Origin of the sequence: Aneurinibacillus tyrosinisolvens, assembly GCF_001015055.1 — a bacterium.
Taxonomy (GTDB): Bacteria; Bacillota; Bacilli; order Aneurinibacillales; family Aneurinibacillaceae; genus Aneurinibacillus_A; species Aneurinibacillus_A tyrosinisolvens.
The window spans coordinates 122,171-145,191 of the sequence record NZ_BBWZ01000011.1 but is presented as its reverse complement, the minus strand read 5'-3'; the positions used below and the strand labels follow the sequence as shown (position 1 = coordinate 145,191).

Annotated in this window: 22 protein-coding genes, 3 pseudogenes and 1 riboswitch; of the genes and pseudogenes, 18 read left to right on the top strand and 7 right to left on the bottom strand. The window is 43.0% G+C overall.

The window, feature by feature from the left end; genetic code table 11:
• Window positions 1-28 precede the first annotated feature (28 nt).
• From iolD to MBEAL2_RS12700, 13 genes and pseudogenes are all read left to right on the top strand, one after another.
• Window positions 29-1,962, top strand: a pseudogene (gene iolD, locus MBEAL2_RS33615) (3D-(3,5/4)-trihydroxycyclohexane-1,2-dione acylhydrolase (decyclizing)).
• A gap of 87 nt (window positions 1,963-2,049) precedes the next feature.
• Window positions 2,050-2,946 (top strand): myo-inosose-2 dehydratase, encoded by an 897-nt coding sequence (gene iolE / locus MBEAL2_RS12750; RefSeq protein ID WP_047152674.1) that lies wholly within the window; start codon window positions 2,050-2,052, stop codon window positions 2,944-2,946.
• A gap of 35 nt (window positions 2,947-2,981) precedes the next feature.
• Entirely contained in the window at window positions 2,982-4,040 is a 1,059-nt protein-coding gene (locus MBEAL2_RS12745) for a Gfo/Idh/MocA family oxidoreductase (RefSeq protein WP_047152673.1), read from the top strand.
• A gap of 277 nt (window positions 4,041-4,317) precedes the next feature.
• The gene (gene iolB / locus MBEAL2_RS12740) at window positions 4,318-5,139 is read left to right on the top strand and encodes a 5-deoxy-glucuronate isomerase (protein WP_047152672.1); all 822 of its coding nucleotides are present in this window, start codon (window positions 4,318-4,320) and stop codon (window positions 5,137-5,139) included.
• Between the two features lie 22 nt (window positions 5,140-5,161).
• Entirely contained in the window at window positions 5,162-6,172 is a 1,011-nt protein-coding gene (gene iolC / locus MBEAL2_RS12735) for a 5-dehydro-2-deoxygluconokinase (protein WP_047152671.1), read from the top strand.
• A 26-nt stretch (window positions 6,173-6,198) separates the two neighbouring features.
• The gene (locus tag MBEAL2_RS12730; protein ID WP_047152670.1) at window positions 6,199-7,659 is read left to right on the top strand and encodes a CoA-acylating methylmalonate-semialdehyde dehydrogenase; all 1,461 of its coding nucleotides are present in this window, start codon (window positions 6,199-6,201) and stop codon (window positions 7,657-7,659) included.
• Between the two features lie 72 nt (window positions 7,660-7,731).
• The gene (locus MBEAL2_RS34350; protein ID WP_439644864.1) at window positions 7,732-8,082 is read left to right on the top strand and encodes a LacI family DNA-binding transcriptional regulator; all 351 of its coding nucleotides are present in this window, start codon (window positions 7,732-7,734) and stop codon (window positions 8,080-8,082) included.
• Entirely contained in the window at window positions 8,055-8,750 is a 696-nt protein-coding gene (locus tag MBEAL2_RS12725; protein WP_439644866.1) for a LacI family DNA-binding transcriptional regulator, read from the top strand. The genes MBEAL2_RS34350 and MBEAL2_RS12725 overlap by 28 nt, the downstream gene beginning before the upstream one ends.
• Window positions 8,751-8,779: 29 nt before the next feature.
• Window positions 8,780-9,643 carry a class II fructose-1,6-bisphosphate aldolase gene (gene fba, locus MBEAL2_RS12720; RefSeq protein ID WP_047152669.1) on the top strand — a complete coding sequence of 288 codons (864 nt, stop codon included), beginning with the start codon at window positions 8,780-8,782 and terminating at the stop codon, window positions 9,641-9,643.
• Window positions 9,644-9,990: 347 nt separating this feature from the next.
• Window positions 9,991-11,166, top strand: a complete 1,176-nt coding sequence (locus MBEAL2_RS12715; protein WP_047152668.1) for a Gfo/Idh/MocA family protein — start codon at window positions 9,991-9,993, stop codon at window positions 11,164-11,166.
• Window positions 11,167-11,252: 86 nt separating this feature from the next.
• Window positions 11,253-11,993: an SDR family oxidoreductase gene (locus MBEAL2_RS12710; RefSeq protein WP_052947692.1), complete on the top strand. Its 741-nt coding sequence runs from the start codon at window positions 11,253-11,255 to the stop codon at window positions 11,991-11,993.
• A gap of 74 nt (window positions 11,994-12,067) precedes the next feature.
• Complete coding sequence (locus tag MBEAL2_RS12705; RefSeq protein WP_236692815.1) at window positions 12,068-13,135, top strand: MFS transporter; 1,068 nt, start codon at window positions 12,068-12,070, stop codon at window positions 13,133-13,135.
• A 279-nt stretch (window positions 13,136-13,414) separates the two neighbouring features.
• Window positions 13,415-13,704, top strand: a pseudogene (locus MBEAL2_RS12700) (DUF3817 domain-containing protein).
• Window positions 13,705-13,809: 105 nt separating this feature from the next.
• Here MBEAL2_RS12700 and MBEAL2_RS12695 read toward each other — a convergent pair.
• A complete protein-coding gene (locus MBEAL2_RS12695; RefSeq protein WP_047152667.1) occupies window positions 13,810-13,998 on the bottom strand; it encodes a hypothetical protein in 189 nt (62 codons plus the stop codon).
• 144 nt (window positions 13,999-14,142) lie between these two features.
• Between MBEAL2_RS12695 and MBEAL2_RS12690 the strand changes: the two genes are divergently transcribed.
• Complete coding sequence (locus MBEAL2_RS12690; RefSeq protein ID WP_047152666.1) at window positions 14,143-15,405, top strand: glycosyl hydrolase family 18 protein; 1,263 nt, start codon at window positions 14,143-14,145, stop codon at window positions 15,403-15,405.
• 43 nt (window positions 15,406-15,448) lie between these two features.
• Here the strand turns inward: MBEAL2_RS12690 and MBEAL2_RS12685 are convergent, their stop codons facing one another.
• The 5 genes and pseudogenes from MBEAL2_RS12685 to cyoE all read right to left on the bottom strand — a co-directional run bounded on the left by MBEAL2_RS12685 (window position 15,449) and on the right by cyoE (window position 18,710).
• Window positions 15,449-15,688 (bottom strand): hypothetical protein, encoded by a 240-nt coding sequence (locus MBEAL2_RS12685; RefSeq protein WP_047152665.1) that lies wholly within the window; start codon window positions 15,686-15,688, stop codon window positions 15,449-15,451.
• A gap of 261 nt (window positions 15,689-15,949) precedes the next feature.
• Window positions 15,950-16,219 carry a PQ-loop domain-containing transporter gene (locus MBEAL2_RS12680; RefSeq protein WP_047152664.1) on the bottom strand — a complete coding sequence of 90 codons (270 nt, stop codon included), beginning with the start codon at window positions 16,217-16,219 and terminating at the stop codon, window positions 15,950-15,952.
• 249 nt (window positions 16,220-16,468) lie between these two features.
• A pseudogene (locus MBEAL2_RS30210) lies at window positions 16,469-17,265 on the bottom strand (alcohol dehydrogenase catalytic domain-containing protein).
• Between the two features lie 130 nt (window positions 17,266-17,395).
• The gene (locus MBEAL2_RS31100; protein WP_052947689.1) at window positions 17,396-17,638 is read right to left on the bottom strand and encodes a hypothetical protein; all 243 of its coding nucleotides are present in this window, start codon (window positions 17,636-17,638) and stop codon (window positions 17,396-17,398) included.
• A riboswitch (SAM riboswitch) is annotated at window positions 17,611-17,714 on the bottom strand. Its footprint overlaps the gene before it by 28 nt.
• An 81-nt stretch (window positions 17,715-17,795) precedes the next feature.
• On the bottom strand, window positions 17,796-18,710 hold the full coding sequence (cyoE, locus tag MBEAL2_RS12665; protein ID WP_047152696.1) for a heme o synthase: 915 nt from the start codon (window positions 18,708-18,710) through the stop codon (window positions 17,796-17,798).
• A gap of 240 nt (window positions 18,711-18,950) precedes the next feature.
• Between cyoE and MBEAL2_RS12660 the strand changes: the two genes are divergently transcribed.
• Window positions 18,951-19,778 carry a squalene/phytoene synthase family protein gene (locus MBEAL2_RS12660; RefSeq protein ID WP_047152663.1) on the top strand — a complete coding sequence of 276 codons (828 nt, stop codon included), beginning with the start codon at window positions 18,951-18,953 and terminating at the stop codon, window positions 19,776-19,778.
• Window positions 19,779-19,972: 194 nt separating this feature from the next.
• On the opposite strand, the gene MBEAL2_RS12655 is transcribed toward MBEAL2_RS12660, so the two are convergent.
• A complete protein-coding gene (locus MBEAL2_RS12655) occupies window positions 19,973-20,182 on the bottom strand; it encodes a ferredoxin (RefSeq protein ID WP_047152662.1) in 210 nt (69 codons plus the stop codon).
• 208 nt (window positions 20,183-20,390) lie between these two features.
• On the opposite strand from MBEAL2_RS12655, the gene MBEAL2_RS12650 reads away from it, so the two are divergent.
• Genes MBEAL2_RS12650 through MBEAL2_RS29240 form a run of 3 tightly spaced genes read left to right on the top strand, consistent with a single transcriptional unit; the run spans window position 20,391 to window position 23,007 of the window.
• A complete protein-coding gene (locus tag MBEAL2_RS12650) occupies window positions 20,391-21,464 on the top strand; it encodes a YpbB family protein (protein ID WP_161798207.1) in 1,074 nt (357 codons plus the stop codon).
• On the top strand, window positions 21,461-22,504 hold the full coding sequence (locus MBEAL2_RS12645) for a RecQ family ATP-dependent DNA helicase (protein WP_052947688.1): 1,044 nt from the start codon (window positions 21,461-21,463) through the stop codon (window positions 22,502-22,504). Before MBEAL2_RS12650 ends, MBEAL2_RS12645 begins: the two co-directional genes overlap by 4 nt.
• On the top strand, window positions 22,486-23,007 hold the full coding sequence (locus tag MBEAL2_RS29240) for a hypothetical protein (protein ID WP_052947687.1): 522 nt from the start codon (window positions 22,486-22,488) through the stop codon (window positions 23,005-23,007). The genes MBEAL2_RS12645 and MBEAL2_RS29240 overlap by 19 nt, the downstream gene beginning before the upstream one ends.
• Window positions 23,008-23,021: the final 14 nt, after the last annotated feature.

Genomic DNA, 23,021 nt, shown 5'->3' with positions numbered 1-23,021 from the left:
CTACTTTAAAAATGAGGTGTAGATTTTCATGCAAACGATAAAATTGACTACAGCACAAGCATTAGTGAAATTTCTGAATGAGCAATACGTAGAGTTTGACGGTAAGGAACATAAGTTTGTGGAAGGGATTTTCACTATATTTGGCCATGGGAACGTGCTGGGCCTTGGTCAGGCCCTAGAAGAAAACCCGGGGGAACTTAAGGTGTTCCAAGGAAGAAATGAACAGGGCATGGCTCAGGCAGCGGTAGCCTTTGCCAAACAAAAGCACCGCAAGCAAATTATGGCGTGTACTTCCTCTGTCGGACCTGGCGCAGCAATATGGTGACAGCTGCAGCAACAGCTTCGGCTAACAACATTCCGGTTTTATTGCTCCCCGGTGACACTTTTGCTACAAGACAACCGGACCCAGTCCTTCAACAAATAGAACACTACCATGATTTAACCATTACAACCAATGATGCATTCCGGGCCGTCAGTAAGTATTGGGATCGTGTCAGCCGTCCGGAGCAATTAATGAGTGCCATGATTAATGCCATGCGTGTTCTGACTGATCCTGCTAATACTGGTGCAGTTACTATCGCGCTTCCCCAGGATGTACAAGGTGAAGTATACGACTTCCCGGAGTACTTCTTCAAAAAACGTGTCCACCGAATTGAGCGCCGTGTGCCAACAGTATCTGATGTGAAAGATGCGGTTGAATTAATAAAAGGGAAAAAGAAACCCATTATTATATGTGGTGGGGGTGTTCGTTATTCAGAAGCAGCTGATCTGTTAAAAAGCTTTTCTGAAAAATTCAACATTCCTTATGCTGAAACCCAAGCGGGTAAGAGTGCGATTGAAAGTGTTCATACATATAATCTAGGGGGAATGGGCGTAACCGGCAATCTTGCGGCAAACCTTATTGCCAAGGAAGCAGATCTTGTTATTGGGGTTGGGACAAGGTATACAGATTTTACGACTTCATCCAAGCAGTTGTTCCAAAATCCGGCTGTCGATTTTCTAACAGTTAATGTTTCAGACTATCACGCTTATAAGTAGATGCGGTAAAAATTGTCGCTGATGCAAAATTAGCCCTCCTTGTTTTAGAAGAAGAATTAGAGGGAGTAGGATATCGTTCCGGCTATATAAATGAAATTATCACAGCAAAGAATGCATGGGAAGCAGAGTTAAACAGACTGCATCAAATTCAATACAAAAACCAGGAGTTTAAACCTGAGATCGCTGGTCACTTAGATGAAGTGCTGCCTGAGTTTTATGAAACTGTTGGTTCTTGCCTCACACAAACCGAAGTAATCGGTGAAGTAAATAAAACGATTAATGAAGATGCCATTATTGTCGGAGCGGCAGGCAGTCTTCCTGGAGACCTGCAAAGAATGTGGGTGTCCCGCCAGCCAAATACGTATCATATGGAATATGGCTATTCGTGCATGGGCTATGAAATCTCCGGTGCTCTTGGGGTGAAAATGGCTGAACCAGATAAAGAGGTGTATGCCATGGTCGGTGATGGAAGCTATCTAATGCTCCACTCCGAGTTGATCACAAGCCTGCAAGAAGGCAAAAAAATCAACGTGCTGCTATTTGATAATGCCGCTTTTGGATGTATCAATAAATTTGCAAATGTCTAATGGAATAGGAAGTTTTGGAACGGAATTCCGTTATCGGAACCCGGAAACTGGACGTTTGGATGGCAGCCTAATGAAAATTGATTTTGCGCAAAGTGCTGCTGGATATGGTGTAAAAACATATAAAGTAAGCACAATTGAAGAACTGCGTAGTGCCATAAATGACGCTAAGAATCAAACTGTATCGACGTTAATTGACATTAAAGTTCTGCCTAAGACGATGACGAATGGGTATGAATCCTGGTGGCATGTTGGTATCGCGGGTGTTTCCGATAACGTAAAGGTACAAGAAGCATATATGGATAAAGAGAATAACCTTAAGAAGGCAAGACAGTATTAGTAATAAATAATGAACGGGCTGAGTCTACCAAGTTGTTTGGTTAAAAACAAACAACTTGGACTACATAAATGCGAGGAGACGAAAAAAATGTTCAGGGAGCACATGATTAAGCTTGGCATTGCACCTATTGCTTGGACAAATGATGATATGCCGGAACTTGGAAGAGAAAACACATTTGAACAATGCATTAGTGAAATGGCCCTTGCCGGTTTTGCAGGGAGTGAAGTAGGGAACAAGTATCCACGGGATACAAAAGAGCTGAAAAAAGCCCTAACGTTGAGAAACTTAGAAATTGCTAGTGCCTGGTTTAGCTCCTACATTACGACCAAGCCTCTTCAAGAAACGATAGATGCTTTCATTGAACATCGCGATTTTCTGTATGAGATGGGAGCAAAAGTAATTGTTGTCGCCGAACAGGGGCATAGCATACAGGGCTCAATGGATACACCTTTATTTAAAGAAAAGCCAGTTTTCACTGCAGAGGATTGGGAAAGACTCGCAGAAGGGTTAAACGACCTGGGAAGATTGGCAAAAGAGAAGGATATGAGTGTGGTGTATCACCATCACATGGGAACAGGGATACAAACAACGGAAGAAATTGATAAACTTATGGAAATAACGGACCCGAATCTAGTATATTTGCTATTTGATACGGGCCACCTTGTGTTCTCTGGCGAGAATCCTATTCATATTTTAGAAAAATATTTGCCGCGAATTAGGCATGTACATTTAAAAGATATTCGCCAGGATGTTGTAGAACGAGTGAAAACCGAAAGTTTAAGTTTTTTGCAAGCGGTGAAGGAGGGAGCATTTACGGTCCCTGGTGACGGAGCAATAGATTTTGCACCAATTTTTCATATTCTTGCTGAAAACGAATATAAGGGCTGGTTTATTGTGGAAGCGGAACAAGACCCTGCTAAAGCAAATCCGTTCGAATACGCTGTAAAAGCCCGTCAATATATCCGCGAAGAAGCACATTTATAATAGCAAATTTTTCATAGGTGAAAGGAGAACTAGATATGAACAAAGTTAAGGTTGGTATTGTCGGGTTGGGCCGTTTGGGGAGGCAGCATGCGGAAAATCTTGCCTTCCGAATTCGGAATGCCGAGCTCCTTGCTGTCTGCAGTGTGCTAAAGGATGAAGTTGAAGAAGTGCAAAAGGAATGGGGCATTCCATACGGGTATACAAGCTATGACGAAATGTTAAATAACAAAGAGCTTGATGCTATTTTTATAGCATCACCATCAGGCTATCACTGCGAACAAATCGAAAAAGCGTTAGATGCGGGGTTTCATGTATTTACAGAAAAGCCACTTGGTTTGTATATCGATGAAGTAGCTCGTGTGAAAGAAGCAGTGTCAAAGCATAGGGATAAAATCTTTATGCTTGGATTTATGCGGAGGTATGATCAATCCTACATGTATGCCAAAGAAAAGATCAAAAAAGGATTAATAGGGGATCCGATCATGATTCGTTGCTATGGCTTCGACCCTGCAAAGGCGATAGAAGGCTTCTTGCAATTTGCTAAAAACAATTATAGTGGCGGGTTATTCCTTGATATGGGGATTCATGACCTAGATCTTGCCAGGTGGTTTTTGGGATCAGAAGCAGAATCGGTATGGGCCATTGGCGGAGCATATGCCTACCCCGAAATAAGCGAACTTAACGACGCAGAAATGGGTGCTGCCCTCGTTAAATTTAAAAACAATAAAATGGGCGTTTTTGTAGCTGGCCGCAATTGTGCTCATGGTTATCATATAGAAACAGAGGTTATCGGTACGAAAGGCTCGCTTCGGATAGGGACAATTCCAGAGAAGAATATGGTTACCGTTTTCGGTGAAACAGGTGTCTTAAAAGAATGCTCAGAAGGTTTCCTTGAAAGGTTTGAACAGGCCTACTTACGAGAAACAGAGGAATTTATTAGATGTATTTTAGAAAACCGTCAGCCGGAAGTGACGGTCGAGGATGGGGTACAATCCACAATCCTTGGCTATGCATGCAAAAATTCCTTTGAAACAGGGCAGCTCGTTCAAGTTGAACCATACACTACAAAGGAATTAACAGATCAATCGATATAGTCTAAAGTAAAAGTCTATTTGTATAAATAAAAAGAATAAATTCTCTATTAAGATGGTTTATTCTTAATTTGGTATGTATTATAATAATTTTAGGTAAAGCGCTTACCCTCTCTCTTCGTAAAAAAATTTATATGATGATTGAACCTATAAAATATCTTCTTATTATTCAAGTTGGGATAAGGGCTGCATTATAAGGTTAAGCGCTATACCCAAGTAAGCAACATAATGACTCATCATTTTGTAAACGACACTATTAAAACACAGAAGGAGTGTTAAGATGCCAAACTTAGTTGTTCCAAGTCGCCTAGAACCTAATCATGAAGGTAATGTTCTAACTATTACACCTGAATCAGCTGGATGGAAATATATAGGGTTTCAGGTTTATTCCTTGAAGGAAGGTCAGGTATTAAACAAAGAAACAGCGGACCAGGAAGTATGCCTTGTTTTATTAAGCGGGAAAGCGCATGTAAAGACCAAAAATGAAAAATGGGAAAATATCGGTAAACGAATGAACGTATTTGAGAAAATCCCACCGTACTCTGTGTACGTTCCTTCTGAAGATTATTACGAGGTAGAGGCCGTGACGGATCTTGAACTAGCCGTCTGTTCGGCTCCAGGCAAAGGAACGTACCCTGCCCGACTCATTGCACCTGAAAATGTTGGGGTTGAACAGAGAGGGGCCGGAAACATTGAAAGACAGGTTCATAACATTCTTCCTGAGCAAGAACCAGCAGATAGTTTGCTTGTTGTAGAGGTTTTTACACCGGAAGGAAACTGGTCGAGCTATCCCCCTCATAAGCATGATCAGGATAATTTACCTCATGAATCCTACTTAGAAGAAACCTATTATCACAAGGTAAACCCGGGGCATGGTTTTGCTATCCAAAGAGTCTATACCGATGATCGCTCTTTGGATGAGACGCTAATCGTGAAAGATGGGGATTCAGTAATGGTTCCCGAGGGCTACCATCCTGTTTCGGCACCACCCGGATATGAGGTCTACTACTTAAATGTGATGGCTGGCCCGGTTCGTACATGGAAGTTTCATAATGATCCGGATCATGAATGGATTATGGAAAGTAAACTGGTGACAAAGTAGTTGCGGAAAGAAGGGGAAAATAATGAACAATTTAATTTTTGATAACCAGAAACCCGTAGATTTTATTGCCGTAGGAAGATTATGCATCGATTTAAACGCAAATGAAATTAACCGTCCCATGGAAGAGACCATAACATTTACTAAATATGTTGGCGGATCTCCTGCTAATATTACTATTGGATTGTCGCGTTTAGGGAAAAAGACAGGATTTATTGGTCGAGTTGCAGATGATCAAATGGGCAGGTTTATTGTGAATTACTTGCAAAAGAATCAAATTGATACTTCAAATGTGATTACAGATAAATCAGGAAGCGTAACCGGGCTGGCTTTTACTGAGATTAAGAGTCCAACAGATTGCAGTATTCTCATGTACCGCGATAATGTTGCAGATTTAAAATTAGAGCCCGGGGACGTAAGTGAAGAATATATTAAGCAGGCCAAGGCGATGTTGATTTCTGGCACTGCCCTGGCCCAAAGCCCTTCTCGAGAAGCTGTATTTTTAGCGCTGGACTATGCAAGAAAACATGGGGTTGTTGTCTTCTTTGATATTGATTATCGGCCATATACGTGGGCCTCACCAGAGGAGACCGCTACATATTATAACCTTGCAGCCGAGAAGTGCGATGTCATTATTGGAACAAGAGAAGAATTTGACATGATGGAATGCTTTGAAAATAACGCAGACCATGATGATTACTTTACAGCCAAGAAATGGTTTGATTATCATGCCAAAATTGTCGTAATCAAACATGGGAAGGATGGCTCCATTGCTTATACGAAAGAAGGAGAAATCTTTAAAGGGACGACATTTCCCGCAAATGTAGTAAAAACATTTGGAGCGGGAGATTCCTATGCGGCAGGCTTTATCCACGGGCTGATGGATGGATGGGATATTTCTAAATCGATGGAATACGGCGCTGCGGCGGCTTCCATTGTTATTTCTAGCCACAGCTGCTCCGATGCCATGCCGACGGTTGAACAAGTTGATAATTATATTGAAACGTGTAAAAACGGTCAATTCATAGCAAAGTAAACCGAATTTCAAGGGGGAAGAGCAACATGTCAACATTAGCTAATGTACAGGTCCTTAAAAATTTCATTGGGGGGGAATGGGTGGAATCCACTTCCGGCAGAACCGATGCGGTTCCAAATCCGGCAACAGGAGAAACACTAGCCCATGTGCCTATATCAAATAGGGAAGATCTAGATCAAGCAGTAACGGTCGCAAAGAAGGCTTTCAAAACGTGGAGCAAAACGGCTGTACCACGCAGAGCCCGTATTTTATTCAAATATCAACAATTATTAGTTGAACATTGGGAAGAACTAGCCCGTCTGGTTACTCTTGAAAATGGAAAAAGCTACAACGAAGCGTATGGTGAAGTCCAACGCGGTATTGAGTGTGTTGAATTTGCCGCCGGAGCGCCTACATTAATGATGGGGAGACAGCTTCCCGATATCGCAACCAATGTGGAATCAGGAATGTATCGTTACCCAGTTGGCGTAGTGGGCGGAATTACTCCTTTTAACTTTCCAATGATGGTTCCATGCTGGATGTTCCCTCTAGCTATTGCCTGCGGAAACACTTTTGTATTGAAGCCATCGGAACGGACACCAATCTTAGCGAATCGCCTTGCCGAATTATTTAAAGAGGCAGGGCTTCCAGACGGTGTTTTCAATATTGTTCACGGTGCTCATGATATCGTTAACGGTTTGTTAGAGCATCCGAATGTTAAAGCCATTTCGTTTGTAGGATCTCAACCTGTAGCCGAATATGTATACAAAACAGCTGCAAACCATGGTAAACGTGTGCAAGCTTTAGCTGGTGCGAAAAATCATTCCATTGTTATGCCGGATGCGGATTTGGATTTAGCTGTAAAAGAAATTATCAGTGCGGCATATGGCTCGGCCGGTGAAAGGTGCATGGCTGCATCTGTCGTCGTGGCCGTAGGGGATGTTGCAGAGCCGTTCATGGAAAAGCTAGTTCAAGCAGCAAATGAGATTAAGATTGGGAATGGTTTAGATGAAGGGATTTTCCTGGGTCCGGTTATCCGGGAGTCTCATAAAGAGAAAACAATAAAATATATCGAAATTGGAGAAAGTGAAGGGGCCCGGCTAGTTCGTGACGGACGGGAAGATAAAGCAGCTAGCGAACAAGGATACTTTGTCGGACCTACCATCTTTGATAACGTAACGACGGATATGACCATTTGGAAAGAAGAGATTTTTGCTCCAGTTTTATCCGTTGTTCGTGTTAATACATTAGACGATGCCATTGATTTAACAAATGAGTCTCCATTTGCTAATGGAGCCTGCATATACACACAGAATGGAAGCAGTGTACGTAAATTCCGTGAGGACATTGACGCTGGCATGTTGGGGGTAAATCTGGGCGTTCCTGCACCTATGGCATTCTTCCCGTTTTCTGGATGGAAGAATTCTTTTTATGGGGACCTCCATGCTAACGGAACAGACGGGGTAGAATTCTACACTAGAAAAAAGATGCTTACATCCCGTTGGTAGTGCGGAAATATAAAATGAGTAGACTATCTAAGGTACTTCCTTAGATAGTCTATATTTTAAGAGTGGTGAGAGATGAAGCCGACCATATATGATGTGGCAAAAGAGGCAAAGGTGTCAATAGCGACAGTTTCGAAAGTTATTAATAACAGGGGACGGATTAGTGAAAAAACAAAAAAACATGTCTGTGAAGTTATGGAACAACTGCGTTATCAACCCAGTGTTGTTGCCTCCGCTTTGACAGGGAAATGTACCTTTACAATTGGACTTTTAATCCCGGATATAGCGAATCCTTTTTTTGCAGAGATTGCAAGGTCTGTGGAGGATCGTGGGCAGGAATTAGGATTTAGTGTAGTTATGTGTAGTACGGATAATGATTCAACTAAAGAAAAAAATACATTTCACTTCTTAAACAAAAAAGTGTAGATGGAATTATTATTGCCGCAGGATTTCATAATGACCAAATCTTAAAAGAATTAATAAATGAGAAGCTTCCGCTGGCTCTAATTTCGCAGGATATACCTGGTTTAGCTATCGATAGTGTGACGGTTGATGATTTTTTGGGAGGGTATCAAGTAACGGAATATTTACTTTCTCTTGGGCATCAACAGATTGCTATTTTAGCCGAGGATAGAAGAAGTAGTATAGGACGAATCCAAGGATATCGCCAGGCTCTTTTGGATGCAGGGCTGGAAGTTGATGAGGATTACATTGTTGTAAGCAACTCGACTATCGAGGGCGGGATAAGGCAAGCTGCCCAATTACTGGACTTGACCAAGCGTCCATCCGCAATTTTTGCCTGTAATGATTTACTGGCTATTGGTGTAATTCAAACGGCAAGGGAACGGGCTTTAGTTATTCCACATGATCTTTCCGTAGTGGGTTTTGATAACACTATTTTGGCGACAAGTACATATCCTCCCCTTACATCTGTAGCCCAGCCGATTTATGAAATGGGAAGTAAAGTGATGGACTTATTAATCGAAAATATTAAAGGAGATAAAAAAATGAGGCAGAGGCTCATTTTATTACCGGAACTAGTTATACGCGGTTCAACCACAGCCCCTAAACTTGTTTCCGACATTGTTACTTAGCAAATATACTTTATATTGGGGGGGTAATTATGCCTTTAGTTTCAATGAAAGATATGCTGGATAGAGCCTTGCAAGAAAGATACGCAGTTGGTCAATTTAATGTCAATAACTTAGAGTTTACACAAGCTATTTTGCAAGCGGCCGAGGAAGAACGTGCCCCTGTTATTTTAGGGGTTAGTGAAGCGTATGTTCCTTATTTGGGCGGTTTTCCATATGTCGTGGCAATGGTGAAAACATTAATGGAGCATTTTGATATCACAGTTCCGGTTGCTCTTCATCTTGATCATGGTGCTTCTTTTGAATCTTGTATGCGGGCTATGGCTGCAGGGTTTACCTCTGTTATGATAGATGCCTCCCATCATCCTCTCGATGAGAATATTGCCTGTACTAAAAAAGTAGTAGATGCCGCACACGCTTTAGGTGTATCTGTAGAAGCCGAATTGGGCCGTATTGGCGGTAAAGAGGATGATCTAATTGTTGATGAAGCAGATGCTATGCATGCCATTCCCGAAGAATGCGAAAGGTTAGTTCGTGAAACCGGGGTGGATTGCTTTGCACCGGCATTAGGATCTGTGCACGGTCCGTATCGTGGACAGCCTAATCTTGGTTTTAACCGAATGGAGCAAATACAAAAATTAACGGGTGTTCCATTAGTGCTACATGGGGGTACTGGAATTCCTACTGCTGATATTCAGAAAGCAATATCTTTAGGAACAGCAAAAATAAATGTCAATACAGAGAATCAGATGGCTTGTACAGCAGCCGTACGTCAATTCTTAATCGAAAACCCAGCTGAATATGATCCGCGAAGATACCTTGGACCAGCCAGGGAAGCAGTAAAAGATACAGTAAAAGGAAAAATGCGTGAGTTTGGTTCTTCCGGAAAAGTATAATTTTTAAGCCAGGTAGTTCTACCTGGCTTAAAAAACATGTTCTACTAGCAAGAAGGAGGGATAATTATGCTACTTGGTTTAAATGGACAATCAACCCTGGCAACTTTGGAAAAGGATTTAGAAGCAGCTGAACGAAATGGCTGTCAATTGATACATTTCACTTCTACGAAAACTCTCGTTTGGAGGATTTGAGGAAGATAAATAAAAATAAAATTTTTGTTTTTCATACTGAATACTATCAATGGGATCCTTTAGAGCTGGCAAGAAGAGCAAAGGAAGCGACAGAAGCTGTATTAACCGAAGCATAACTACAAATTGGATAGTAAGAAAAGAAAGGTGATCGTTATATGGGTATAAAAGACAAAAAATTTGTACGAGTTGGAATGATTGGTTATAAATTTATGGGTAAAGTTCACAGTAATGCGTACAGTCGTGTGCCATTTTTCTTTGATACAGATGTTGTACCCATTATGAAAGGAATTTCGGGACGTAATGAGGAGGCGGTAAAGAGGGAAGCTGAGATATTAGGGTGGGAAACCTATGAGAGTGATTGGAGAAAATTAATTGAGCGTGATGATATCGATTTAATCGATATTGTAACACCGAACAATATGCATGCCGAAATAGCGATAGCTGCCGCAGAGGCGGGAAAACATATCATTTGCGAAAAACCCCTGGCTTTAACAACAGAACAGGCACATAAAATGCTGGAAGCAGTAAACAAAGCAGGGGTTGTCCATATGGTTTGCCATAACTATCGGTTTGCTCCGGCGGTACAATATGCGAAAAAATTGATTGATAGTGGTCGGTTGGGGAAGATTTATCATATCCGTGCCACCTATTTACAGGACTGGATTATGGATCCGAACTACCCGTTAACCTGGCGTTTACAAAAAGAGGTAACAGGTTCTGGTACGCTTGGGGATATTGGTTCCCACATTATTGATTTGGCTCGTTTCCTGGTTGGTGAATTTAATGAGGTAGTTGGGATGATGGATACATTCATTAAGCAACGCCCATTAGGGGAAGTAGCTGGAGATATGGGTACAGAGGCAATATCTAGTCAAATGGGAGATGTCACAGTTGATGATGCCAGTTCCTTTCTGGCCCGTTTTGAAAATGGAGCAATGGGTGTTTTTGAAGCTACTCGATTTGCCGGCGGAAACAGGGCTGGGAACCGTTTTGAAATCAATGGTGAAAAAGGCTCTATTCGTTGGGATTTAGAAAACATGAACAATCTTCAAGTATATTTCACTGATGATGAACCTGGGCTGCAAGGATTCCGCACAATCAACTGTACGGGAGAACATCACCCTTACACAAGCGCCTACTGGCCTGCGGGACATATTATTGGTTATGAGCATACATTTATTAATTTAATGGTTGAACTAATGAACGGAATTGCAACTGGAAAAAGTCCAAGTCCAAATTTTGAAGATGGTCTTCGGAATCAAGAGGTGTTGGAGGCTATTGAAAAATCTGTGTATTTAAAAAGCTGGGTATCTATAAATAAGATAGACTAAATGATTTGGGCTTACTTAAATCAAGTTTTTCCGATTATAAGCTGACACTTTTGAAAACGATATCATAAAAGAGAGGGGATGTTATTATGATTAAGATTCAGGGCCAAACAGCCATCGTGACAGGTGCCGGCAAAGGGGTTGGCAAAGAACTTGTTACAGCGTTGCTTGTGGAGGGTCTTAATGTGATGGCCGTTTCACGGAGCGAAGAAGATTTGAAACAGTTAAACGAAGAAACGAAGGTGCTCCAAGAGGAAAAAGAGGTCCGGCTGCTGACCAAGGCTGGAGATGTTTCTACGGAAGTGATTGCTGAGGAAGCAGTTTCAGAAGCGAAGAATAAATTTGGGCGGATTGATATTCTTGTCAATAACGCTGGTGTTGGACGGTACGGCACCTTAGAGGAATTATCCATTGAGGATTATGATGTGATGATGAACAGCAATATGCGGAGTACTTTCCTTTTTACTAAAGCTGTTCTCTCGATTATGAAAGAACAAAAATACGGGCATGTCGTGAACGTAGCCTCCGTAGCAGGGAAAAAAGGGCTTCCCAAGGAAACTGTTTATTGTGCGAGTAAATTTGCTCAAGTTGGCTTTGCCCAGGCACTGGATTATGAAGTAAGAGAACATGGTATTAAAGTAAGCAGTATTTGTCCGGGGGGAATTAACACCCATTTTGCGATGGGGACAGGGAGAAGCGAAGGCGATGGGCGTCTAACTGATTTCCTGAATGCTAAAGATGTGGTGGATGCGATAATGTTTATTGTTAAACAGGAGCCGAAGAGCCGTATTATAGAGATTTTTATGCGCCCGATGGTAGAAGATATATAAGGGAGGTAATTAAAACAGATAAGAAACAAGATGTTCGTATAAGGGATCACATTATTTTTATTTTGGTTACCTTTATGTATTGGTCTTCTCAATATCTATATACGCCTATTTTATCCCCGTATTTGGAGTACAATGGTGCTTCATATATGATAATCGGAGTTATTTTGGGTAGCTATGGCGTTACACAACTATTTCTACGTTTGCCTCTTGGGATTTTTTCGGATTATATGAAATTGAGGAAACCGTTCATTATTTTTGGGATGTTAGCTAGTTTGCTCAGTTGTTTAGGATTGGCACTAACCGACAATTTAGGTTGGGCGTTGGTATCAAGAATTTTGGCGGGGGTTTCTGCATCTTCATGGGTTGCATTTACTGTTTTATACTCCAGCTATTTTATTAGTCAAGATGTTGCAAAGGCTATGTCAACCATACAATTTATTACGGTCATGGCTCAATTAATGGGAATGGGGGTTAGCGGTTATCTGGTAAGTAAATGGGGCTGGCATACCCCGTTTTGGATTGGGGTAATAGTGGCTTTTATTGGTTTCCTCCTCTCTTTTTTAATTAGAGAAATAAATCAAAAAACATCCCGGATACCAATAAAGTCAAAAGATTTAATAATGGTGATGAAGGAGCCTACCCTGCTTAAAGTCTCATTATTGTCTATTATTGGCCATAGTACTTTATTTATTACTATGTACGGTTTTACACCTCTTCAGGCATTAAAAATTGGAGCTAGTGAAGAAGATATTAGTCTGCTTGTGTTTTCTTTCATGATTCCTCATGTGGTAGCCACATTGATGGCAGGGCGATTTTTTGCTATACGATTCGGCCAATGGGCAACATTGGCAATGGGCTTTTTTGGAAGTTCGGTTTTTACATTCCTAATTCCGTTTACACATACAATGCTTGAGCTTTGCATGACACAAATTGTAAATGGATTTGCTCAAGGAATATGCTTTCCCTTACTATTAGGAATGACAGTGCAAGACATCAAGAACGAAAAACGTGCTACAGCTATGGGTTTTTATCAAGCTGTATATTCATTAGGAATATTTTTAGGTCCTTTTTTTGCAGGCTACCTAACTACAATAACGAGCTGTCAAATGGCTTTATCTTCTCCGCCTTATCTTGTTTATTAGCTTCATGTCTAACTATATATTGGGGGGCAAAGTTGAGAAGGAGCCAGGTTGAAACTGTGTCTGTTGTGGTTAACTTAGATGAATAGCGGGGTGGGGATTAGAGATGACTGGAAACTGACATAGAATAGGTCCTGTCCTAATAAGAACAAGCCAACTTGGTATCAAACGGGTTTGTTCTTTGTTGTTTGAATATTTAAAATCCAGAGGGCGATCTTGCTTCTATTGAGCTTTGTTTGAGATAATAAGGTGTCATATGAAAGGAAAAGGTGATAAGATAACATGCTTAAAACTCCTATCGGACAATTACGTATTACTGGTTTTATTGAAGGGGTATCCTTTCTCTTGCTTCTTGGAATTGCTATGCCTCTGAAATACCTGCCGGTTTTCCGGCAGCGGTTAAAATTGTTGGAATCGTGCATGGCATTCTTTTTATGCTCTATATTGCTTCTGTTATCCACGTGAAAGTTGAACATCGGCGGTCAATAGTATGGATGATAGGTGCATTCGTGGCTGCTATCCTTCCATTTGGAACTTTTGTTTTGGATAGACAATTGCGTCAAATGCAGTAAAACAGGAAGAAGGAAGATAGCCATCAAATAAAAAATTATCTCCTTCTTTTATAGCGGAGATAATTTTTTATTATACGCTATGGCAATATAAGAAACTAAATCTACTTAATCATTTTTCGCCAAATAAACCGCTAATTGGTCGCGGCTTAATTGAAGTCCAACATATTGATAGTCTTCTCCGTTTACATTTACTTTGTTATCGTTTCTTAAACTGGAAATACATGTTGAAACATCTTTAATAACGACTTCTTCCTGTTTATTCTCTTCTACGCGCTCGAAAAAAGAAATTTTCATATACGCAGGCTCCTTTCGAAATAAGAAAAAAGGGATAATGATTAAATTCCTTACCACTTTTCACTGAAGGTTAAACCATATTCGCTTTTCATATTGCTAAAAATGAGATGCAGGGCATAGGATATAGAAAAAGGGAGGTAAGATATGTTTGTCTATACCGTCCGGCCTAATGACTCATTGTATTCGATAAGCGTAAGATATGACATCCCCGTCGATGCCATTCGTGCTGTTAACGGTTTAGTTAATCCCAATGTTGTGCCCGGCCAATCTCTTCTCATTAACCAGCCTTTATATATAGTTCAGCCCGGGGATAGCCTGTATACCATTTCAAGGATGGCCTATGTCCCTCCTGATGTTCTTGCCAGTGCAAATCCTTCCCTCAATCTGAATAACTTACAGCCGGGGATGAGAGTTCGGATACCAAAGTTCCCAAACTACCGAATCTCTACTCTGGGGTACACGGTCCTTCAAACCCCTGAATTGGATCAGGCTTTAATTAGCGATTTTGCTCCATATATGACGTATGTCGCCTTATTTGAATATCACTTTGGCAGCGATGGTTCCCTTAGCCAGCTAAACGATCAGCCGGTTGTGAGCATAGCGAGAGCAAGGCATGTTGCGCCTCTTGCAACCATTACAAACCTGACAGAAAGCGGCTTCAATCCGAATCTAGTAAGAGAAGTGCTTCGCACGCCTGCCGTCAGGCAAAATCTCATTAATAATATTTTCAATCTGTTGTCATCGAGAGGATATTCAGGAGTTAATATTGATTTTGAACGGGTAACGGCCGAAGATCGAGATTATTATTCCGATTTCTTACGCCGGCTCGGAGACCGGCTCAAGCCCGCCGGTTATGTCATGACGATCGCTGTTCCGGCGAAGACGAGCGAGGACATTCCGTGGCTCCTGGGGTATGATTATGGAGCTATCGGCTCGGTTGTCGATCTTATGTTTATAATGGCATATGATTTTCATGAAGCAGGGAGTGAACCTGGCCCGGTTGCCCCTATCGATCAAGTCAGGCGAACGATTGAATTCGCTCTAAGCAGGGTACCCAGCAGAAAAATACTGCTTGGGGTCCCTCTCTACGGTTATGATTGGCCTCTTCCATATACTCCTGAAACACCGGGAACAGCGATTTCCGTATCGGATGCGGTGGAATTAGCTATGAGATACCAGGTCCCAATCCGGTATTCGGTGGAATATGAATCTCCTTATTTCCAGTATGTTGATGAGATGGGACGAAGGCACATCGTTTGGTTTGAAGAGCCGCGAAGCATGAGTGAAAAAATGCTGCTTGTATACCGTTACAGGTTAAGGGGGATGGGGGCCTGGCAGCTAAATCTTAACCTGCCCCAGGGCCCATGGCTGCTGACGAAGTTTTTCACGATACGAAAAGTGTTGTAGCAGTTGTCTAAGACAAATCATTTACTTTATGCAAAAAAGCCGCTCATAAGAGCAGCTTTTTATTATGGCTATAATTAAACTCCAGCGGATAGTTACAGTGTGTACACTTTACATTTATCGTGAAGTCTTCGTTGGTTCCTTCCGAGAATCGAGCATACTGTAAGTTTCGATTGTCTACAATCTGCTGCCGCATTCTTTCATCCACTTGATTACGTAGCTCGCCTGTCCAATCAAACTTCTTATTACAATTGTAGCACTTGTGGCTTCCAAATATCTGTTGCATGGGGCTCCTTTCTGCTCTGTAAGAGCAGGAACAGGTCCATTCACCTATCAAAAAATAAATAAAAACCGGGGTGTAGACAAGCTGATAGGCAGATATTTATTTGAAGATAGAGGAATAAAAATATCCCTTCTTCATATTTCATTCCTCTTTACTATAGCACAAATAATATAATAAAATAGTATTATTTGAAAATTATAAAAAATAATACTAAAGTAAGGATTACTTATCCTCCAACTATCGTTTTACTTTTGGGTTAGCAAATTATCGGTGCCGATACCGGAAAATAAGAACAACAACGACCAATACGATACATAGGGATAACGTATTGGTTATTAGAAAAGCCATGCCAACACCTGCTGCAGCCAGGCTTATCGCGTAAGCTTCCATAAGGCTGATTCCTAAAAGGATAAGAAGGTAAGAATTTAAGCTTAAATCCTTCACAGACTTTGTTTTAGCGATTTGCATGATTTGGGGTATCCGGCCTAAGGACAAAATGATTCCGCCAATGAGCTGCATTAACGAAAATAGCATGTAACGCACCTCTCCATTTACGATATTTTTGTGTGTTTTCGCCTAACATAGCTTCTATCTCATCCTTATTTATGCAGCTTGCTAAGCAAAGTTGACTAGAAAGAGGCGAAGAGGATTTTGGGCTAGAAGCTATGATCTCTATCCCATCATCAGACGTTCTCGTTAGGGGAGGAGGTTATACTTGTAAAACCCGGTCCCTTGCTCAGTTTTTATAAGCAGGGGGCCGGGTTTTTACATAAGGAGGGTTTCTTATGGTTTAAGAACAACTTTAATGCAATTTTCTTTCTTGTTATCAAAAACATCATACCCGTGCTCAGCTTCCGCAAGCGGGAGACGATGGGTAATAATATCGGACGGGTTAATTTGTCCGTTTGTAATCATTTTATATAGTTCAGGCATGTAATGAATAACAGGTGCCTGTCCCATTTTAAGGCTAATATTTCTCTCGAAAATGCGGCCGAGTGGAAAATTATGATACACAGAACCATACACACCGACCAATTGGAGTGTTCCAAATTTACGGACTGCTTCACTGCCTAGAATAATTGCACCTTTTGATCCGCCCTGCAGCTTGAGAAGAGCCTCCGCTTTTTCCAGGGCAGACATTGTAGCTTCCATACCGACACAGTCAAGTAGGGCACGCGTAAAAATTCTGCCTGTCCCCCCGGATACCTACCATACGTCTCCGAGAAGCCAAGATAACCACCTGTATCATGATTATGATTGGAATTATCACACTGGCTTTCCATCTGATGCGTACAGAAAAAGCACTGGCCGCATGATACATTAAATGGGATAATGACGTGATCGCCCTTCTTCACACGCGTAACAGAAGGCCCTGTCTCTTCAACAATTCCCATAGGCTCATGGCCGATGATATAGTCTTCCGTCATTCCAGGGACCATGTTATGAATAAGGTGAAGATCTGAACCGCAAATGGCTGTGCTTGTAATCCGTACAATGATATCCTCGTTTTGTTTAATTACCGGAGCCGGGACATCTTTTACTTTTACGTTTTTCATGCCTTGGTAAGTAAGAGCTTTCATCATCACTTCTCCTTATCGTTAAACTTTGGGTATCCATTCTTACCCTGCCTCAAAAAGACGCGGTCATAACGGTAGAGGTACAATAAAAAAAGCTGCCTCTCCAGAGGGGAGAAGCAGCTTTCGCAAGTCTTTATTTAATTAACGGGATTTTTCCTTCATTTCGCGCATCATCGCCATCATAGAAGTCATATTGTTTCCACAATTCAGTTTGAATAGCGGAGCGCACTGCATCGGTTATTTCTTTATCGGCATTCCGCAGCGTATCCATAATATCGCATTGCCACTGCGTATCCCCAATCGTTCCAGCATAAAGGTACAAGTGTAAATAATCGTTTACCCACGCTTTGCTTACCTGTGCTTCTACGTGTTTCATTAATAGCACCTTACAGAACGTACCTGTGGTTGCTGAGGCTTCATCGGGCCAGTCCCTCCGCCTCTCTGGATAAGAGATTTCTACACTGTTAAATTTTATTCTATTGTACTTTACTTAGTCGCATTTGTAAATTCTGAATTACCATTTCTAAAATCATTTAAATAAACGAAACCGCGATCATGAGCCCGAAAAGAATCGTTAAATGATTGAGAGAAAACACAAACATAAGTGTGGCCCATTTCTCATCTTCAGCCTTTTTAAAGCGAAGAATACCAAGCAACATCCAGGCGAGGGTCAGTCCAAACATCGTAAATGTAATGACTTTACTGAATGGCAAAAACAAAAACGAAGCGAATAGCAGGGCTATTAAATAGACGATGGTCTGCACTTTTGCACGGTGCACGCCCTTGATGACCGGAAGCATCGGCACACCCGCCGCTCTGTACTCCTCCAACCGTCTAATCGCAATCGCGTAAAAGTGAGGAGGCTGCCATAAAAACATTAAGACAAACAGTCCGATAGCCATCGGGTGGAATACATCTGAAGAAATGACAGTCCAACCGATGAGGGGAGCCATTGCTCCGGAAAGGCTTCCTACCTCCGTGTTGTAAATCGTTCTGCGTTTCGTAAGCATCGTGTAGGTAAATACATAAAAGAAAAACCCCAAAAAGCCAATAAGCGCCGCTATTTTAGAGACGAATAGCAAAAGAACCAATCCGGCAACGAGAAGAAACGTTCCCAGCCACAGGGCAAACTGAGGAGGAACAGAACCGTCAGCCGTCGGCCTGTCTTTCGTTCTCTTCATAATGGCATCAATATCCCGGTCGTAGAAGTTATTAATGGCACCTGAACCGCCAACGATAAAAGCCGTTCCTGCTAAAGCTAACATCGCTTCCGGAAGGTAGTCTAAAAAGCGCAGGTCATTCACATACAGGGCCAAACAAAGGCCTGCGAACATCCCCATCAGGTTTGAATTAATAATCCCTGTTTTTATAATGGCTTTTATAACTTTCCACGAGAAATATTGTCTAATAGAAATGGAGTTATCAGTAATTGCTTCGGTGTTCTTCATGGCCATTCCTCTCTTTCCTTTATCCCTATAACGATAAAGGTTATCTTTTTAAAGTCACTATGCTATTTTAACAAAAAGCGGATCTAAAAAATCAAAAATACATGAAAATAATTGTGACAACTTTGTTAACTCGCACAGAAGACTTCATAAGCAGTATTATCGGACATCCTTTTTGAATTATCATGGATAGGGTAAACTAACAAGAGATACTTGCAGAACCGAAAAGGAGCGTTATTCAACATGGCAGAGACGATTGATTTATACAAAGAGGCAATGGACATGCTGCTGGCAACGAGCCGCACTTTCTTTATTCCTATTAGCCATCTACCACCCGGGTTGCAGGAATCCGTTGCATCAGCTTACCTTTGCATGAGAGCGATTGATGAAATAGAAGACCATCCCGAACTTTCATCGACCAGTAAAATTAACCTGCTGCGTTCGGTCGGCCTGCTTCTGGAAAAGCCGGTCCATAACAGCGAGTTAATGGCATTATTTGCATCATACCACTCTTTCCTGCCCGAAGTCACCTTACGCCTGGGAGATTGGCAGAAACTTTGTCCACCATCCATCATACCGAACATCAGAAAGGCAACAGCGATGATGTCCAAGGGCATGGCGGACTGGGTTTCAAAAGGCTGGCAAATTAAGAGTGAAGCTGATTTGGATGACTATACGTTCTATGTGGCTGGTTTAGTTGGCGTCATGCTGTCAGAGATTTGGATGTGGCATGATAATATAGAAACGGACCGGGAGCAGGCCATCGCCTTTGGCCGCGGCCTGCAGGCTGTTAATATTATTCGCAATCGTGCGGAAGACTTATCCAGAGGAGTAGACTTTTTTCCTGATGGATGGGAGATGGCGGACATGTTCTCATATGCCCGGCGGAACCTGGCCCTGGCGGATCAGTATGTAAAGAGCATTCCATTGGAACCGATTCTTGCTTTTTGCCGGATTCCTCTCATTCTCGCGCACGGCACGCTTGAGGCCCTGGAGGCGGGCGAGGAAAAGCTTAGCCGTGCTGCTGTAACCCGGCTCGTTAAACAAATAACGGAAGCCAGGCGGGCGTAAAGCTTATTCGTCTCATGATGGGAAGCTAACTTTATGACTTTAAAGCAACATGCAGTTTTCTATACCGCAAAAAAGCCGGCCTTGAATGAATCAAGGCCGGCTTTTTACGCGCTGCATGGCATGAAAATATAAAACCCCGCGGTGCTGCGCATATATGTAAACGAAGAGAGCACCCGCGGGGTTAGTAAATCATCTTATTCTTCAACTTTAATGGAATCAGTTGGGCAACCTTCAGCAGCGTCACGAACATCATCAAAAAGGATGTCAGGAATTTCAGCTGTATTTGAGTTGTCGTCGATTTTGTTGAAAGCTAAGCCCTCATCATCATAATCGTACACATCAGGAGCAGTTGCTCCACAAGCTCCGCATGCGATACAAGTGTCTTTATCCACCCATGTTGTCATTCTCTCTTCACCTCCAAAATTAATGAGAAAAGATTTTGTCCACTTCTCATACATCATTGTAGTCATTGTGACCGCCAATTTCAAGACGATTATTAAAATTATTCCCGATCGCGGCAGGAAAACTCCACTTTTGCGCTTTATGCCCCGCCAATTGATCTATAATGAAATTATAAAGCAATATACCCCAGTGGTTAGAGGGATGAAAAGAATGCAAAATCCATTTTATACCGGCCTCTGTTTGCTGGCGGCACAGCGCTTTGCCGGAGAGCGATCTCCGCAGGCGGTTGTCCATTTGCTGCGCGGCCGAAAAAATAACCAGGTTATTACAGATGCTGCCCTGTTTGGTGTGTCTATTCTTTATGGCATCATGCAGCACCGAACGAATGAAGAGGTCAGACAGGAAATAGAAGACGCGATAAGCGCAGGGTGGCTCACCGTTCACCCTAATGCAAATAAAGAAAGCATTTATTGTTCGCCTCAAGGAGAGGAGCAGTTGGCTGTATACGATTCCTTATACAACTACGAGGAATGCCTGGCGTCCATCTCATCGGTTCACGATAAAGTCCGCGCCATCCGTTTATGGAGCAAACTTCAATTGCTTGTACAGACGCTCTCCCATATTACCCAGCAGGCTTCGCATTTTTACCCTGTCATTGAGGACAGAGAAATCCAGCAGGAGGTAAAGCAGCTGCTTTCACAGTATCCGGACAGGCAGGAGTTAGCCGGTACGGTTAAATATGAGCTTTCCGCATGGGTGGAGGGGCTTGCCCCGTGGGAACAGCAAATTATACTGCGGCGGCTAAGCGGGAAGCGCAAGACGGGGCTAACGTTCTCGCAAATTGCGGAATTGTTCGGGCATGCGGGGGAATGGGCGGGTATGCACCTCATCCGCCTTGTTGCTGAGCGTTTTCCCTCTTCAGGCAGCGTCGATGGCGTTTTGTCTAGGCTCGTGGATAAAGATATGGGCAATCACGGCTTGACAGCTACCGCCAGGCAGACCAAGCTTTTGCTTGCGGCAGGCCTCACACTTGAAGAGATAGGGAAGAGAAGAGGGCTAAAGCGCGGCACAATCGAGGATCATATCGTTGAAATCGCCATTGCTGATCCTTTCTATGATGTGGCCGATTTTGTGACGAACGAAAAAATTGAGCGGGTTCATACGATTATGAAAGAGACGGGGACGAAGAAGCTGGGTGAAATCAAGCGAGCTGCAGGGGCGGATTTCAGTTATTTAGAGATAAGGCTGGCGTGTGCCCGTTTGGCCCAGGAGGTGAAATCATGAACAGTGAAGCGATGAGGCAAGGGCTAAAGACGTTTTTTGGACATACTACATTCCGCCCTGGACAGATGGAAATTATGCAGTACGTGATACGGAAAGAGAACGCCCTCGGCATTCTTGCGACAGGCGGTGGGAAGTCACTATGCTACCAGCTTCCGGCCTTGCTTATGCCCCATATGACGGTTGTTGTTTCTCCCCTTATCTCCCTTATGGCCGATCAGGTGCGGCAACTGCGCAGCCGGGGGATACGCGGAGTGGAATATATCAATAGCTCGCTATCCATGCAGGAGCACAACTGGAAGCTCAATCAGGTGCGGCAGGGGAACGTAAAAATTCTTTATGTGTCACCCGAAAAGCTCCAGCAGGAGAGCTTCATGAAACAGTTGGCAACGATGAAGGTTTCTCTGTTTGTCGTGGACGAGGCCCACTGTATTTCACAGTGGGGGCATGATTTTCGCACCGATTACCAGCGGCTGTCCCAGCACATTGAAAGGCTCGGTTCCCCGCCTGTTCTCGCACTCACTGCAACGGCGACAGCTGAAGTTCAGAATGACATCTGCCGCCAGCTCGCCATTCCCGGCTCAAATATCGTGCTTCAGTCTGTGAATCGTGAAAATATATGCTTCGATGTACAATACGTGGCAGATGAGCAGGCGAAGGCAGGGGCCATGCTTGAAAAAATAAAGCGGCTTCAGGGACCCGGCCTCGTTTATTTCCGATCTCGGAACGCGGCGGAACGTGCGTGTGAAACCGCGCGCCAGGAAAATGTTCCCCGGTGTGCGTATTATCATGGCGGCATGCCGGCTGAGGAGCGGCTCTTACTGCAGCAGCAATTTTTAAACGGGGAACTGGATATTATTTTTGCGACAAATGCATTCGGGATGGGAATCGACAAGCCCGACATTCGCTTTGTTATTCATTACCATCTGCCACCCGATATGGAGTCTTACCTGCAGGAGGTTGGCCGCATCGGAAGAAATGGCGAGCGGGATATGCGTGCCTGCTTTCTTCTCCAGATGACGGCATGCTGCCTCGACAGCTGATTGCAGAAGAATATCCGGATGCAGTCCAGGTGAAAGACTTTGCAGCGTATCTAAAGGAGCAGACAGGCCACCCCTGTAAAATCGGAATTGAGGCGGCGCTTGCCGGGTGGGGGCTTAGTGAGCAGCACCTGTCGATTTTGCTGTATCATATGGAGAACTTAGGGTGGATACAGCAGTTGGAAAGGCGGCGGGAGGGATGGGAGTTTACGCTTACCGCTTTGCCTCCCGCTATGTACCAGACACTGTATGACGCAATCTACCGCCGCCGGGAGAAGCGGTACGACAGGTTGGAGGAGATAAAACGCTGGGTACAAAGCGTGAAATGCCGGCGCGAGGCGATAGGCAGCTACTTCTCACAATCACACACGGGTGCGCTTGCTTTTTGCTGTGACCGGTGTGGAATTGACTATGCTTTTTACGAGAAAAAAGAAACGGATGTACAGGCGCCGGCACAGGAGTGGAATTGGGAAGACGAACTGGACGTCCTGCTGCCGCTCGCATAAGGAAGGGAGCAGTG